General features: G+C 44.1%; 7 protein-coding genes. All 7 read left to right on the top strand.

What is annotated here, in order from left to right:
- The first annotated feature begins 2 nt into the window (after positions 1-2).
- The 7 genes from AC3WU2_RS14480 to AC3WU2_RS14510 all read left to right on the top strand — a co-directional run bounded on the left by AC3WU2_RS14480 (position 3) and on the right by AC3WU2_RS14510 (position 16365).
- Complete coding sequence (locus tag AC3WU2_RS14480; protein WP_492455217.1) at positions 3-1187, top strand: sugar ABC transporter permease; 1185 nt, start codon at positions 3-5, stop codon at positions 1185-1187.
- A 215-nt stretch (positions 1188-1402) separates the two neighbouring features.
- Positions 1403-2194 carry a helix-turn-helix transcriptional regulator gene (locus AC3WU2_RS14485; protein ID WP_492455326.1) on the top strand — a complete coding sequence of 264 codons (792 nt, stop codon included), beginning with the start codon at positions 1403-1405 and terminating at the stop codon, positions 2192-2194.
- Between the two features lie 93 nt (positions 2195-2287).
- Positions 2288-6604, top strand: a complete 4317-nt coding sequence (locus AC3WU2_RS14490) for a carbohydrate-binding protein (RefSeq protein ID WP_492455219.1) — start codon at positions 2288-2290, stop codon at positions 6602-6604.
- Between the two features lie 411 nt (positions 6605-7015).
- Positions 7016-8002 (top strand): sugar-binding protein, encoded by a 987-nt coding sequence (locus tag AC3WU2_RS14495; protein ID WP_492455221.1) that lies wholly within the window; start codon positions 7016-7018, stop codon positions 8000-8002.
- Positions 8003-8016: 14 nt separating this feature from the next.
- A complete protein-coding gene (locus AC3WU2_RS14500; RefSeq protein ID WP_492455223.1) occupies positions 8017-9465 on the top strand; it encodes a sensor histidine kinase in 1449 nt (482 codons plus the stop codon).
- Complete coding sequence (locus AC3WU2_RS14505) at positions 9458-11047, top strand: response regulator transcription factor (RefSeq protein WP_492455225.1); 1590 nt, start codon at positions 9458-9460, stop codon at positions 11045-11047. The genes AC3WU2_RS14500 and AC3WU2_RS14505 overlap by 8 nt, the downstream gene beginning before the upstream one ends.
- Positions 11048-11205: 158 nt before the next feature.
- Positions 11206-16365, top strand: coding sequence for a carbohydrate-binding protein (locus tag AC3WU2_RS14510; protein ID WP_492455227.1), 5160 nt, complete (start codon positions 11206-11208; stop codon positions 16363-16365).
- Positions 16366-16621 lie beyond the last annotated feature (256 nt).

Genomic DNA, 16621 nt, shown 5'->3' on the forward strand with positions numbered 1-16621 from the left:
CCATGCAACCTGATTCACAAACAATAGATCATGCCGAAGTATTGAAGCCGGTAAAAAAAACGTTATTCGGCAAAATAGATGTTCGCGCCTATACAATGATCGGTGCTTTGATTCTCATCTGGCTCATATTCGGACTTATGAACGATACGTTCCTGACCCCACGTAACTTGTCCAATCTTTTCACCCAAATGTCGGTTACAGCTATTTTGGCCATTGGTATGGTTCTAGTCATAGTGGCTGGACATATCGACTTATCCGTTGGTTCCATCGTAGGACTGACAGGAGGCATCGCTGCTATACTCAGCAATTGGTGGGGCTTGCCAACGGTAATCGTTATCGTTGGGACCTTGACGGCGGGTATTGTGCTAGGCCTGCTTCAAGGCTGGCTCGTAGCCTACAAGACGGTACCTGCTTTTATCGTGACCTTAGGAGGGATGCTTGTATTCAGGGGCATCTTGATGGGCGTTACCCATTCGACGACAATCTCCATCTCTGACGCCAGCTTCGCCATGATGGGCAACGCATATTTTGCCAAAGGATTCGGCTGGATACTCACGGTTATAGCCATAGCAGGTGTAGTCTGGTTTATGGTGAGTAAACGCAGATCCAGGCTTAAGTATGGCTTTACTGTAGCTCCGTTCAGTATCGATTTACTTAAGATGACGGGCTACAGTCTCTTGGTCGTTTGCTTCGTCATGGTAGTCAACAGCTATAAGGGCATCCCTTTTCCCATTATATTTGTCATCCTATTAGCATTAATTTTCTCCTTCATCGCAAGCAAAACCACACTTGGTCGCCACATATATGCAATTGGAGGAAATAGCGATGCGGCCCGTATGTCTGGCATTCATATTAAGAAAAAGACCTTGACAGTCTTCGTCTTCAGTGGACTCTTGGCTTCTATCGCTTCGATAGTGTTGACCTCACGGTTATCGTCTGCGACCATTTCAGCGGGAAACATGGCGGAGATGGATGCGATCGCAGCGTGCGTAATCGGAGGAACTTCATTGATGGGAGGCTCCGGGAAAGTTACAGGTGCCTTGATAGGAGCCTTGGTTATGACCTCGCTCGACAATGGAATGTCGCTAATGGGATTGGAATCGTTCTGGCAGTATGTGGTCAAGGGAAGCATATTAGTATTCGCCGTTTGGCTGGATATCGCGAACCGAAAGAAGGTTGCGAAATAAAGTGAACTTATTAGTTTTTTAGCATGCCAATAAACGTGAGACCCATCAAAACACCTTCAAGAGAAGACCATGTCAGAAATATGGATAACTTGGAGGTGTTTTTTTGTGTTAGCAGCAGGAGCCTGTTATCCATTGGAAAGGGGAGTTTCATGATGAATGCTATAGACGTAGATCATTTCGCTATCCAGCATGTTCATAAAGGTTGTACTACAGAAATGCCGGAGGCACATTCACATGAACAGTATCGAATTTTTTATTGCTTCCAGGGCGAACAATTTTATTCAATCAATGGGAACAGTTACTTGCTCCAGAAGGGGGATATGGTCCTGTCGAATCCGAACCAAACACATCGATTCCCAGGCACCAAGATGGTTGAAACGGAAAAAATCGCTCTTTATTTTAAAAAGGAGTTTGTAGGATCTCTTATAGCTGTTTATGAGGAGAGGCTGCTGCCCTTTACCCGTGCCGTTACTATCGTTCGATTCTCGGCGAAGGAACAGAAGGGGGTAGAACGAATTCTTAAGGAAATGATTATTGAATGCCGCCAGCAAGAGAAAGGCTACAGGAACTACATTCGATTGTTGTTAATTGAGCTGTTGATACAGATATCAAGAATATCTAACATCAATGGGGAGTCAGGTCGCTTAGAAAAGAGAACCCATCCGATGGACATGATCATTGAGGATATTTTGGCCTATCTGAACGAACATTTCAATGAGGAGGTAACCTTGGATTTACTAGCCAAAAAGTTTTATATAAGCGCTTCTTATTTAAGCCGGATGTTTAAGCGAGTATCCGGGTTGCATTTTCGTGAATATTTGCAATTACTGCGGATTAATAAAGCACAAAGTTTATTGAGTAATTCACAAGAAAAAATCGTTACAATCTCCCATATGGTTGGTTACGAGCACGTAACCCATTTCAATTCCACCTTTAAGAAAATTTCGGGAGTGACGCCGCTTCATTATAGAAAAATGAATAGCATTTTGGATGTGACATCACGATAATATCTCCATCTTAAGATAGTCGATATTGAAAATCTAAGAAAAGGTGAGCAAATGAAAGAAAAAAATTAATTTATAGTGGGAGTTAAAAAATTAATGAAAAAAACCAAAAAAGGTCTTTCTGTGATTATGGTATTTGTCATGCTATTCGGTTTTTTTGGATTCTATGCTAATGTGCAAGCTGCAAATCCATATTTGCCGCTGTGGGAGCATATTCCGGACGGAGAACCGCGCCTTTTTGAAGATCCCGACAATCCGGGAAAATACCGTGTCTATATTTATGGCTCCCATGATACAATACAGACGCAATACTGTGGATATGATCTAGTAACCTGGTCTGCTCCGGCAGATGATTTAAATAACTGGCGTTATGATGGTAAAATTTTTGAATCCATTGTAAATGGGAAGGCAGATTTATTGTATGCACCGGATGTTGTAGAGGTTAAGGAAGCTGATGGTACGAAGACATACTATCTATATCCTAACAATCAGGCAAGTGGCAGAAAATCAATGATAGCAAAATCAAAGAGGCCGGATGGACCTTTTGAGGTAACCAACTGGAAGGAAGGAAGCAACAAAACAGAGACAGTAGGCAACTTAGGATTTGACCCGGCTGTATTTGTTGACGATGATGGCAGAGTGTACGGATACTGGGGATTTGAGCAATCAAATGCAGCGGAACTTGATCCGGCCACAATGAGTTCAGTAAAACCTGGTACACAAGTTATAAGCAATATGGTAGGCAACAGCAATAATGTGCCAGCCGGCAACAACTTCAGGTTTTATGAAGCTTCATCGATGCGTAAGGTCAAGGGTAAATATGTTTTTATTTACAGCAGAAAGACAAATAACGGTGAGTATGGACTTGACGTATCCAATAACACTTTGGCGTACGCTTATGGAGACACTCCGTTGGGACCGTGGACTTATGGCGGAACACTTGTTGATGCCCGTGGACCGGTACTTGATCAAAATGGATTAATGACGACGTCTCAACCATACGGAAATACCCATGGAAGTATCCTGGAAGTCAATGGCCAGTGGTATGTGTTTTATCATAGAAGAATAAGTACTAACGAATATTCACGTCAGGAAATGGTAGCTCCGATAAATGTTGATGTAACAGCAGATGGAAAGGTAGTCATTACAGGATTGAAAACTGTGAAGGATATCAAAGGTAATGAATATACCGGAGCTGAAGTTACCTCCGAGGGTTTTGAATTACATGGATTAAATCCTTTTGAATATCATTCCGCCGGAATTTCCTCTTTTTTAATAAATAACTCTTATGTAAAAACCACATACGATACATGGCAAGATGACGCTCCCGTTATCAATAATAAGAATAATTCCATCGTGGGATACAAGTATTTTAATTTTAACGAAAAGCCTGTCGACGGACAGAGCACTCAGCTTGAATTGTATATTACACCAAAGGGCGTTGACGGTACAATTGACATCATGCTGGACAATCCCTGGACAGCGCAAGGCGGTACAAAAATCGGCACCTTGAATATTTCCAAAGATGCAGCACAGCAAAAGACAAAAATGGTTGTTCCCGTTCCAGCTATTGATGTGGTGGACGGCAAGCATGGGATATATTTTGTTTTTAGCTCCAAAAGCACGAGCGTAATAAGTGATTTAAATGGCTTGAAATTCAGCTTTACACAATCTTTATTATTGAATGAAACGTTCACTTCAGGTTTAGATAATTGGAAAATCAATGCAGGGAGCCCGACGGTAGGTAACGGCCTTGTATTGACTAATGCTGCTTCTGTAACCTCAAAGATCGGAGAAGACTGGAAGAACTATGAATTTGTGAGCAATGTGAACCTGTCACAAGGTACTGTCGGACTTAGATTCCTGCAGTCAGATGATAAGAACTATTATGAACTGCAGTTGAAAGACGGTAATCTGGAATTGTCCAGCGTATTATACGGCACGAAGACAGTTTTGAAAAAGGCGTCCAATGCATTTAAAACAAATGAATCTGCTTCCGTTTCAATAGCTAAAGTAGACAATACAATTACAGTCCGCATCAACGGAATAATCGTACTGCAGCAGCAAAATAAGGATCATGATATCGGTACTGTAGGTATTTTCTCATATGATGGATCTTCAGCAAAGATCTCAAGCGTGCTGGTGCAGAATTCCCAAGAAAAAGAAACAGTTCCGGCAACAAATAGTATTTCAGTGAACGGAGTTCAATTGGAAAATTTTGTAATGTCTGTTTATGATGATTATAGCACCTATGAGAAAAAATATAAACTTCCGGCCGGAACAACTGATGCGCCGATAGTAACAGCCTCTTCAAGCGATGAGGATGTAAAAGTAAGTATTTCGCAGGCGGATAATCCGAAGGGCACGGCTGTTGTACGCTTTATTAAAGAAGGAAGTCAAGTTAAGACGTATAAAATACATTTTGCCATAGCTCCCGGAAACGCATTCGATAAAATCAAAGCGCCAGACTACACGAACCAGTCAGGAACTCAATTAGAAACTTGTAGTAATGATGCTGACTGTGGTGAAGATGTAGGATTTATCCAAAACGGTAGTTATTTAGAGTTTGACAATATCGACTTTGGCAGCGGAGCAGCATGGTTCGAAGCAAGAGTTGCCAGCGGGGCAAGCGGCGGTAACATTGAAATAAGGTTGGACGGCTTGTCCGGAACATTGGTCGGAACATGCTCGGTTAGCGGAACCGGCGGATGGCAGACATGGGTAACACAATCCTGTTCCGTCAGCGGGGCAACAGGCAAGCATAATCTGTATCTCAAATTCACCGGCGGGAGCGGATATTTGTTTAATGTAAACTGGTTCAGGTTCTATGCGCATGGACCGACATCCTATGCAGTGAATACCGGTGGTGTAGCCGCAGATGGGCTGACAGCGGATCAGGCTTATAAATTCGGTAGTTGGGGATATTCAGGTACAACATCAACCTACACCTCGGAAGCGGCAGTATCTCCGAATTATGGTTTTCCGAATGCCTTCAAGACCCAAAGAAATGGCAATACATTTAATTACAGATTCCCTCTCGAAAACGGGAACTATACCGTTAAGCTGTATTTTGCGGAATCGTACTTTTCCGGCGCTGGCAAAAGGGTGTTCAACGTAAGTGTAAACAGTGTCACAAAGTTAAGTGATTTCGATATTTACACGGCGGCAGGCGGGGGAAACAAAGGTGTTGAAAAGGTATTCACAGGAAACTCTGTAACCGATGGATTCCTGAGTATCGGTTTTACAGCTATTAAGGATACTGCAATGATTAATGCGATAGTCATACAGGTTGAACCTGACAAACAGCTTGTGGGAATAACAGCACCTGCGCCAATCACAGGGGTGGCGAACGGAACAGCCAAGACGGCGGCAGCTCTCGGATTGCCTTCCACCGTAGAACTGATAACCGATGCAGGAAGCATGAATGCCGATGTGACATGGGATGTAGATGCTTCAAGCTATGATCCGTCATTAAAGACAGCACAGACCTTTACTGTAAACGGTACTGTAACCTTGCCTGAAAGGGTGAAAAATCCTAATGGCGTAGCATTGACAACAAGCATCCGTGTTACTGTAAATGCAATCGCGAAACAGGCTGGTTCGCTAAGGGGTACAGACAAAACCAATGCCGGCGCCTCCTTTGACATGACTTACGGTTTGCAGAATGTGAAAGATACCATTTACGCCCAGAATCTGACCATTCAATTCGATCCGGCGAAAGTGGAATTCTTGTCCGCGGAATCGACGAAAGAAGGATTCGCCATCGTGGGTCAAGACGTCAAAGCGGGTCAAGTCCGCCTGCTTGCGGCAAGCTTAGGCGAGACTAAGGGCGTGAATGCGGACGGCGATCTGCTGAAGCTTCATTGGAAAGCCAATACGATCAGCGAATCTGCAGCAACGGCAATCATCTTATCTAAAGTGACGATTTCAAACGGCGACGGAGTAGAAACACAATTGGAGGGCGTTTCGCATAACATAGCGATTACCAATATTGACAAATCAGCATTGAACGACCTGATTGTAACCGCTCAAGCCGAGCACAATGCGGCGGTCGAAGGCACGAAGATCGGTCAGTATCCGGCCGGCTCGAAAGCTGCGCTTCAAGCGGCAATTAACAGCGCCAAAGCGGTTGCTGACAACGCAGACGCTTCTCAAGCCGATTCGGATCAAGCGAAAGCTTCGCTAAGCGCGGCGCTCGATGTGTTCAATGCTTCCAAAATTTCCAATATATTGGGAGACTTAAACGGGGATGGCAAAGTGTCGATCGCGGATTTGGCGATTATGGCTAAGTGGTATGGCATATCCAGTAAAGATCCGGATTGGGGTCAGTATAAGATTGCCGACCTCAACGGTGACGGCGTGATCGACATAGCCGACATGGCCATCGTCGCAAGACTGATTCTTGGCGATTAATACGGGCGAGCAGTTAAACAGTGAAGGAAAGAGAAGTTCATGGAGAGAGTCTCCTGGACTTCTCTTTTTTATGTACGACTGATGTCCGGGCGGTTTTTCTCATTTTGAAGCTAATGGTATAGATGACTTGAAAAACAACACAATTTTAATGAATAGTGCTTTTTTTAGAGAAACGTAAACCTTATTTTTTTGAGAAAGAGTACCTTTTTCCTGTATTCAAAATCAATTTGATTCACTAAAGTGAAATTGCATGGAATAGGATTCTCATTACGAAGGTTCATTGGGATGATGTGTCGACGGCAAGATGCCTATTTAAACATCGTTTGATAGCGTTTCCATTTCTAAGAGAGTGAATTTTCATTAGCGGGTCTGTAGTATGTAAAATCGTTGCAATGAATGAGGAGGAGAAGAATGACAGATAAGAAGTGGTTGGTTGGCAGCCTGGTTGCAATGGCTGTATTCACTTATCTGATGGTCAGCTTTGCCAATCAATCCATTAAAATTCAACACATCGTAAATCGACTTCATGAGGAAACCGGGCAGACGAAGAAGGCCCATCATATCATACTTATCGAACAGGAACAGGGCCATCCGTATTGGGAGCTTGTCGAAAAGGGAGCCCTCGCTTCGGCGGGAGTATACAACATTGCCATTGAATGTGTCGGCCCGGTACGGAACAACTTGGAGGAGCAGCTTAAGCTGCTGGATAAGGCTATTGCCTCCAAGGTTGACGGGATTATCGTTCAGGGCTTGAATCACGCTAAATTTACGCCAGTGATTAACAAAGCGATGGAGCAGGGGATTCCTGTTGTGACTATCGACACAGATGCCCCGCGTAGCAAGCGATTATCTTTTGTCGGCACGGATAATCTCGAAGCGGGTAAACGACTGGGAGAGCTGGTTGTTCAAACGACCGGTGGGGCTGGGAAGATTGGAGTTATTATCGGCAGCGACTTGGCTGCGAATCAACTACAGCGCTTGGAAGGAATCAAAAGCGTGATCAGTGAATACAAAGGACTGCAGATTGAGGAGGTAAGGCCTTCAAATATTTCTATGATGGAGGCTATACAACAAGCAGTGGAAATGCTTCAGAACCATCCGGACATTACCACGATGGTGGGTACCAGTGCAACGGATGCTTTGGGTATCCTGCAGGCAAAGAAGAGTTTGCGACGCCAAGACATTCGAATTATCGGTTTCGATAATCTTCCGGAAACAATGGAGGCGATCCGTCAGGGGGAGATCGAAGCGACGGTCGTCCAGCAGCCATACAGAATGGGAGAGCTCGCAGTGCAGCTGCTCAATGACCATTATCAAGGCCTTGTAATACCTTCGCAACTGTTTACTCCTGCGGATGTCATTGGAATATCGAAGGTAAAAGGAGGCACAACTCCATGAGTATTCACAAAAAAATGCTGATATTTATTCCAATGCTCGTGCTGTTAATGAGCTTCGTTTCTTACTTCTTACTCACTAGCAATAGAAATGTACAGGAAAGCTACTCCCTTATAATGAACCGCATTCTTCTTTATAAGCAGGTTTACAGGGAAAGCAAAGAGGTAATGCGTTACTTAAACCGGTATGTCATTCAGATGGATGCTGAAAGTTATCCGAATTTAGAACAACACACGAAAGTACTACGGGAACTTCGTATTCAAATTGGCGAACTAGAAACGAATGAGATCAATGCGTTGCCCCTGCAAAATTACATCAATTTGATGGATACTTTCCTGAATCAAACTTGGGATCTCCTGACCAGCGTGGGGCAGGATTCCAAAAGCATGGCCGGCGCCTATCTCCAAGCAGAGCAAACCTCTCGATATATCGGAGAAGACGGGCAAGCCTTAGTTGACCTTGAATTGGAACATTACCGTCCCATTTATAACGATATTATGCAAATAACCAAACAAATTAACACGCTAGGCATTTATCTGGTATTTACCGTGGCCATTCTAAGCATCGTTATTGCCCTATGGCTTTCCACCAGTATTAGTATTCCGATCCGCCGGCTTGTATTGACGGCCAAGCAAATATCTAATGGAAAGCTGGATACAAAGGCGCCTGAACTGCGAACTTTCGATGAAATCGGAATTCTTTGCCAAACGTTTAATCAAATGCTGAGCAACATCCAGGATCTGATGGAGAAGAATGTGAAAAGCATGGAGAAAGACAGGCTCGTAAAGGAGCTAGAACTAAAGACGCTGCAGAGCCAGATCAACCCGCACTTTCTTTTCAATACCTTGAATTCCATAGCCAAGCTCGCTTATATCGAGGGAGCAGAGAAGACGAGCGATTTAACCGTGTCAGTCTCCCGGCTTCTCCGCTATAATCTGCAAAAGCTCGATCATCCTGTAACCCTTCAGGATGAGGTGGGGCATGCAATGGAATATATGGCGATTCAAAAGGCTCGTTTCAGGGAACGCATCAAATATATAACGGAATATGATGAAAAGGCTATGAACCAAAGTGTACCTTGTCTAACCTTACAACCTATACTGGAAAACGCCCTGATCCATGGGATCGAGGGGATGGAGGAGGGGGCAGTTCTGAAAATAGGTATCCACATTGACAGGGGGCGTGTCAGAATTGAGATTTCGGATAATGGAGCTGGTATGCAGGAAGATATTAGGTTGCAACTGCTGAACTCCATAAGGGATGAAGCTACGCGGCCAATGGCCGGCAGAACGAGCGGCTCATCCGGGCTTGGAACGGCAAACGTGTTTAAACGGCTGCATTTATTTTATGACGGCAAGGAAGAAATTGAGGTTGTGAGCGAGATTGGTCAAGGAACCACGGTACGGTTTATTTTGCCTGCTGTTGCCAGTCACGATCCTCAGAAGGAGGAAGCGAACTATGTATAAGTTGCTTATTGCCGATGATGAAGCGCTGGAGCGAGAAGGCCTGGAGATGATGCTCAGACGTATGATGCCGGAGCAATTTATATTTTATCATGCGGATAACGGACGCAAGGCAATACAGCTCGCAGAAGAACAACGTCCCGATTTTATCTTTATGGATATCAAGATGCCGGGAATTCAAGGGCTTGAAGCGATCAGGGAAATTAAGCTAAGACTGTCAGATTGCCGGATCGTTTTGGTGACAGCCCATGATTTCTTTTCATATGCCAAAGAAGCGATCTCTCTCGGAGTCACAGATTACATATTAAAACCGGCCAAACGGGAAGAGCTTCTGGATGTGCTTCACCGCATGATGAATGAGAAAGAGACGGAGAAACGCAAGCGGATGGAGGAGCTAGAGCAGAGAGAACGGCTCTCTCGTCTCATGCCCCTGGTTGAGAGTGAAATAACTCTCATGCTGATGACCGATTGTATCCAGGACGCCACCCTGCAGGAACTAGGGGAGCTGACGAAATTTAGATGGGATAAAGGCTATGCAATGCTGCTCTCATTCCCCTTTCAGGAGAAAGGTTGGGAGGCGTTCCAGGCCGTCCGTAAGGATCTTCATGAGAGTTTGAGGGAGTATGCGAAAGCACAAATTTCATGCCTGGTCAGTCCGATGGTCGGCAACAAAATGATGATATTAGTTCCCGCTGAACGTCAAGCGGCTGGGTTTGCCCAGCGGGTCAAAGCCGTGCAATGGGGGGAGAGGTTATTAGAATATGCCAACGATAAATTTGGGCAGGAGCTGTTGCCGGTTATTGGAATTGGACCGGTGCAGGATGGAATTGAGGGACTTCTAAGGTCATACCAAGCAGCTGTAGCCGCAGCGACGAACGCTGCAGCAGATATCCGGATCCGTCATTCAGAGGACATGAAGCAAAGCTGTAATGCGGAAGGGGTGGTATTAGAAGAAGAGCGAAGATTGCTGGGTGCCCTTGGACGTCACAATAGGCAGGAAGTGCGCTACCACTTTGCTCATCTTTTGGAGAAGGTTCTACCCTTTGCAGATAGGGACTCGACTTGGTGCGCGAACGAGCTAATGGGGCTATTTATAACGTTGGCCAGACAGATTTCTCTCAAGTTACCTCCTGATTTTATGATGCATATATCCGCCGCCCAAGAAGCAGGAGCTTTGCGCCAGTTTGCAGAGGATCAGATGGAGAGGCTTCTTGAAGAGGGGATAGGAGGACGAGAGAACAGGCAACGACACGTAATCGAGAGTGCCAAAGCTTATATAGGAGAGCACTATAAGACAGAGATTTCGATGGAGCAGACAGCAGAGTATGTGAAATTAAGTCCTTATTACTTAAGCAAACTGTTTAAGCAGCATACCGGGGAAAATTTCACTGATTATGTAACCCGACTTAGAATGGAAGAGGCTAAAAGCATTTTGGGCAATGACGATCTGAGTCTTAAAGAGATCTGCTTTGAGGTAGGATACAACGATCCCAATTACTTCAGCCGGATGTTTAAAAAGACGACTGGCATGACACCTACGGAATACCGTCAAATATTGTTTGAAGGTAAGAATACGTGGGAGTAGGGTTCCTAGATCAAGCAGAGACTGCATTTTGGAAACAAACAAATAAGTATAATTTTTCTAGGAACGTGACAATGATCTATAAGATTTATTAACTTTGTTGAAATAAAATAAACATAAGAGCTACTAGTTTACAAAGAGAAAGGAGTTTTGACTTATTTATGAAGAAGATTCGAAAACTAATGGCCGTCCTAATGTCATTGTCAATGATTTTCCCTATGACTCAAGTTCGTGCTGAGACAGCGCAAAATATTTTGCCGTATCAGGATACGACGCGTACCTTTGAGGAACGTGCAGCCGATTTAGTGACAAGAATGACACTTCAAGAAAAGGTAGCTCAGCTCGGAAACGTTGCGCCAGCTGTCTCGCGTTTGGGAGTGCATGACTACAATTATTGGCGTGAAGCTTTGCACGGTGTAGCTCGACAGGGGCAAGCAACGAGCTTCCCAATCAGTCTTGCTATGTCTAATACGTGGAACAGGGATTTAATCTTTAGTGCAGCTGATGTAACGTCGACAGAAGCAAGAGGAAAGAACGCCAAGTATAATTTATCTTACTGGAGCCCGACCGTGAACATGGCTAGAGACCCGAGGTGGGGAAGAAATGATGAAACGTACGGTGAAGATCCTTATTTGACGGGGCAATTAGGAATTCAATTCGTAAATGGTATGCAAGGTGATGACAGTAAGTACCTGAAGACGATCGCAACACTCAAACATTTCTTAGCTAACAATAGTGAAACAGAACGAGAAAAAGGATCTTCCGTGATGGATGAAAGGACACTAAGAGAAAATTACGGAAAAGTATTCCAAAATATTGTTGAAAAAGCACACCCAGCATCGATTATGAGTTCATATAACACAACCACCGTTACCAGGAACGGCAGCACGCTGTATGACTATATCGCCTCACCGGCTAACCCCTATACTTTGACAGATCTTCTAAGGAGAGATTGGGGATTTAGCGGGTATGTAACAGGAGACTGCGGTGCTGTCGGTGATCTTAATAGCATAGCTGCCTATAAGCAGGCCTTGTTCCCAGGGCAAGACATCAGTAAGATACCGCAATCTGCAACGATTGCCAAAAGCATTAAAGCCGGTAATAACATGGATTGTGGTTCTGCGTCGCAGAGTAATGGATATGCTGCTGTTAAAGACGGTTATATGTCAATAGACGATTTGGATCGAGCAGTATACGAAATGTTTTTACAAAGGATGCGCACCGGTGAATTCGATATGAATGCTAAATATTCGGATATCAAAAGTGATGTTATTGAAACAAATGAACATATTCGCTTTGCTGAGAAAGCCGCAGAAGAGTCTTGGGTATTATTGAAAAATAAGGATGACATTCTTCCCTTAGCGGCTAGTGCAAAAAATATCGCCTTGGTCGGACCTCTGGCCAATAAGATGGTGTTAGGGGATTACTCTGGAACACCGGTTCGTACAACAACTCCTTACGCCGGATTGATCAATGAGCTTGCGAAAATAAACCCGGATGCAAAAGTAAACTATTTAAATGATTTTTCTATCGATAAATATAAACAACAGCTTGACGCCGCAGATGTGATTATAGCTTATGCAGGGACGGAACTTTCGGACTCCTCTGAATCAAATGACCGAAGTAGTATCAAACTGCCGGCCTCACAATCTCATGTGGATGCTGTAACTAAAGCTTATCCACAGAAAACAATCGTTGCAATGCAGACGGTAGGGCAGATTGACGTATCGCCTTTCATCGACAACGCCAAAGCGGTTCTCTGGACATCGTATAACGGTCAAACTCAGGGAGAAGCTCTAGGTAAAATTATTACAGGTCAAGCTAACCCTTCCGGTAGACTTACCACGACATGGTACGCACCAGACGATCTTAAGATTATGCCGTTGAATACAACAGGAGTAAAAGGTTCGGATGGAATAACTCGTTACTACAATAATTATAGTATTAGAAGCAGTGCGGGATTCCCAGGGCGTACATATCAATATTATAAAGGCAATGCTGTATTTCCTTTTGGGTACGGTTTAAGCTATACCCAATTTACCTATTCTGATATACAAATATCTTCAAGTAACGTCGATGTTAACGATAAGTTGACGATCACGGCTCATGTTGCCAATACGGGGAATAAGGATGGAAGTGAAGTAGTACAACTTTATGTGTCAGCCCTAGGCGCGGACGGTGTTCAATACCCGTTAAAGCAGCTTAAAGGCTTTGAAAAGCTCGAACTGAAAGCAGGGGAAACCCGAGTTGTATCGTTTGATCTTGATCTTAAGGATATGAAATTTTTCGACGAGTCGTCTCAGAAAACCTATGTCCCTCTCGGCAAATACTCGGTAATGATCGGTAAAAACGCTAATGATGTGGAGGCTTTGAAAGCCGATTTTTCGGTCACGGGCGATCTAAAAGTAGCATTAAAAACGGTTAAGGCGATTCCAACAGGCTTGAGGGTTTATTCTGCCTTCATTGGCGGAAAATTGGTGCCCAAAATTGAAGTGAATGCTCAACTGTCAGCTGTTATGACGAATGAACAAGTATTTGATCTTAACCGTGCAAAAGTTACGTATTCAAGTGCGGATGAAAGAATCGCTACTGTCGACGCGACGGGCAAAGTATCGGGAGGCCGTCAATCGGGTGTTACGACAATCACCGCGTCGGTTACGATTGACGGGGTTACCAAAATGGATTCGTTCCCTATAGTCAATGGTCTACAAGGTTCTTCAGGAATGAGTGCGTATAGCGATATTGAGGCGGAGTATGCCAACGAAATGTCCGGTGTAGACATTGCCACACCGACGTTGTCGTATATTACATCCGTTCAAAACTTAGGTTATCTCAAGTTTGATAACATAGACTTTAAAGATGTCTATTCCAACACCTTCGTTGCAAATGTTGCAAGCAATGTTAACGGGTCAAGGATTGATATTGTGTTGGATAATATCGATGGAAGCGTCATTGGCTCTTGCCTCATTCCTAACACGGGTAGTGATCAGGCGTGGTATGAAGTGGCATGCCCAATAACCAAAACAACAGGACAACATAACGTCATATTAAAGTTTAACGGCTCCGCGGGTACTAACCTCATGAATATTGACAAAATCAAGTTTTTGCAAGATGGAAGGCTCGACAGGACAGGGTGGACTGCCACAGCACTTTCGTATCCGGACCTTGCAAATAATGTTTTAGATGGAAGTAGGGATTCCAACTGGCATACCGGGGTTCAGAAAGTTGGAGACTATCTTTTAATCGATATGAAATCGAATAAAACTTTTGACAGAATTACGCTCGATAACAAGGCTGGAGATAATCCGCGTGGGTACGATGTGTTCGTATCAACTGACGGTACGAATTTCGGAAGCAAAATTGCATCAGGTGAAGGAGATCCGGATACCGACACGACTACAATTACGTTTAACGCTCAAACGGGACGGTACATCAAGATATTACTTACCAAGAATGATGCCAGTTATTGGTGGACGTGTTATGAGCTGAATGTATGGAATTCGAATGCGCAAGATACGATCCCGGCGGCCCCAAGCAAATTAAGCGCGGCGGCAGATGATAAACAAGTTAAACTTACCTGGAATACTGCAGTTGCTGGGATGTACTATAATGTAAAGCGCAGTACTACACCGGGAGGGCCTTACACAGTGCTCGTGAATAATTTAGCTGGAAATAGTTATACAGACATCACGGCAGTTAAGGATACAAATTACTATTATATTGTAACTGCTGGCAACACAGCCGGGGAAGGTGCTGCATCGAATGAGGTCAGTGTGACTGTTTTATCGCACAGAAACCCTTTCTATCAAATAGAAGCAGAAACCTTTGATTCCAAGTCAGGGAGTGCAACCATCGAAAATAACACCCCTGACGGCGGAAAGAATGTGGGTTATATTAAAAACGGCGATTATTTAGCTTACAATAATTATGACTTTAACAATGTTGCTTCAAAATTTATTGCAAGTGTATCTGCAGATAATAATGCAGGTGGTACGATTGAAGTAAGGATTGATAGTCCGACAGGTACATTAATTGGGTCACTTAATGTCAGTAATACTGGCGGATGGACGAATTATAAGTCTCTTTCAACCCCAATCACCACCAGTGTTACAGGTGTTCATAATGTATACCTTGTGATGAAGTCTTCAAATAACTATATATGCAACATCGATTGGTTTAAGTTTGAAGTGGTTAGTGTTGCTATTACAAAAATCATGGCACCCACAGACATATCAGGATTGCCAAACGGAACAGCAAAGACAGCGTTAGCCCTTGGATTGCCTGAGCAAGTAGTTATAGTCACAAATTCAGGAAATATGAACGCTGATGTGACATGGAATGTAGGAGCTTCGAGCTATGATCCAGCTCTAAGGACTGCACAGACCTTTACTGTGAATGGAACAATAATCCTGCCAGCAGGTGTGGTCAATCCGAACAATATAGCACTGACAACAAGTATCAGCGTGACTGTGCTGCCGGCGCCAACAATACCTCAATCTACATTGAAGGGATTACAGCAGGTGAACACAGGTCAAACATTCGATGTAACGATGGGATTGACTGACGTTACGCAATCTGTATACCAGCAAATGTATGCTCAAGATTTGATGCTTCACTATGATCCGGCGAATTTGCAGTTCGATTCGGTTACTTCACTTAAAGACGGATTTCGAATCATCGATCAAAAGGAGGTAGTACCGGGGCACATCCGGATTGTGGCTGCCAGCGTGGGAGCGAACCAAGGAGTGCTTACCCAAGGCGATTTGTTGAAATTCAAATTTACAGCAAAATCTGTAACTCAGGCAACCTCTACGACAATTTCTGTGGGCAATGTCATTATTGCCAACGGAGAAGGGAATGAATTGCAGGTAGGCGGAGCCTCCCGCGAGATACAAATCAGCATACCTAGTGTACCTGTAGATAAGTCGCTATTGAATGCGTCGATCGCAAGCGCTCAGGCGAAGTATAATGCAGCAGTGGAAGGCAACGGGGACGGTCTGTATGCGATGGGATCCAAAGCACAATTGCAGTTGGCTATCGATACGGCTAGCAGGACAGCAAACGATTCGAATGCCACTCAGCAGCAGGTGGATAGTGCGAAAGCGGCATTGGATGCAGCCATGCAAGTGTTTGACACCAAGCTAATAACCGCAGATGTCAATGGAGATGGAAGTATTTCTATTGGTGACTTGGCGATTGTTGCAGGAGCATACGGCAAACAACAGGGTCAAGAGGGCTGGATTGAGAAAGCGGATGTCAATCATGACGGCAAGGTTGACATTGAAGACCTTGCAATCGGAGCTAAAGCGATTCTGAAATAAAAACTTAATTTGCAATTATTTTGTAGAATCAGGTTTCCCTTATTATTGGAAAAATGCAGTGAAAATCAAATTTTACATGTAGCCCTGCAAAACGAATGCAGTAATTGTAAAAAAGTAACCCAGTACCACGCCGGTACTGGGTTTGTTGTATATTAGAAAAAAAGGAACGAGACACAGATGAAGAGGTTCCACGGTATGGCAGCAGCCAAATAGCGAGGTTTATTCCGCATGCGACGACAAGCTTACATTGCTTTCG

The sequence above is a fragment of the Paenibacillus sp. EB106-05-06-XG162 genome (genome assembly GCF_058791655.1).

Coding starts and splice junctions, on each gene's coding strand:
- AC3WU2_RS14495 (WP_492455221.1), top strand. CDS start 7,016: ATGACAGATAAGAAGTGGTTGGTTGGCAGCCTGGTTGCAATGGCTGTA.
- AC3WU2_RS14510 (WP_492455227.1), top strand. CDS start 11,206: ATGAAGAAGATTCGAAAACTAATGGCCGTCCTAATGTCATTGTCAATG.
- AC3WU2_RS14500 (WP_492455223.1), top strand. CDS start 8,017: ATGCTGATATTTATTCCAATGCTCGTGCTGTTAATGAGCTTCGTTTCT.
- AC3WU2_RS14480 (WP_492455217.1), top strand. CDS start 3: ATGCAACCTGATTCACAAACAATAGATCATGCCGAAGTATTGAAGCCG.
- AC3WU2_RS14505 (WP_492455225.1), top strand. CDS start 9,458: ATGTATAAGTTGCTTATTGCCGATGATGAAGCGCTGGAGCGAGAAGGC.
- AC3WU2_RS14485 (WP_492455326.1), top strand. CDS start 1,403: ATGCCGGAGGCACATTCACATGAACAGTATCGAATTTTTTATTGCTTC.
- AC3WU2_RS14490 (WP_492455219.1), top strand. CDS start 2,288: ATGAAAAAAACCAAAAAAGGTCTTTCTGTGATTATGGTATTTGTCATG.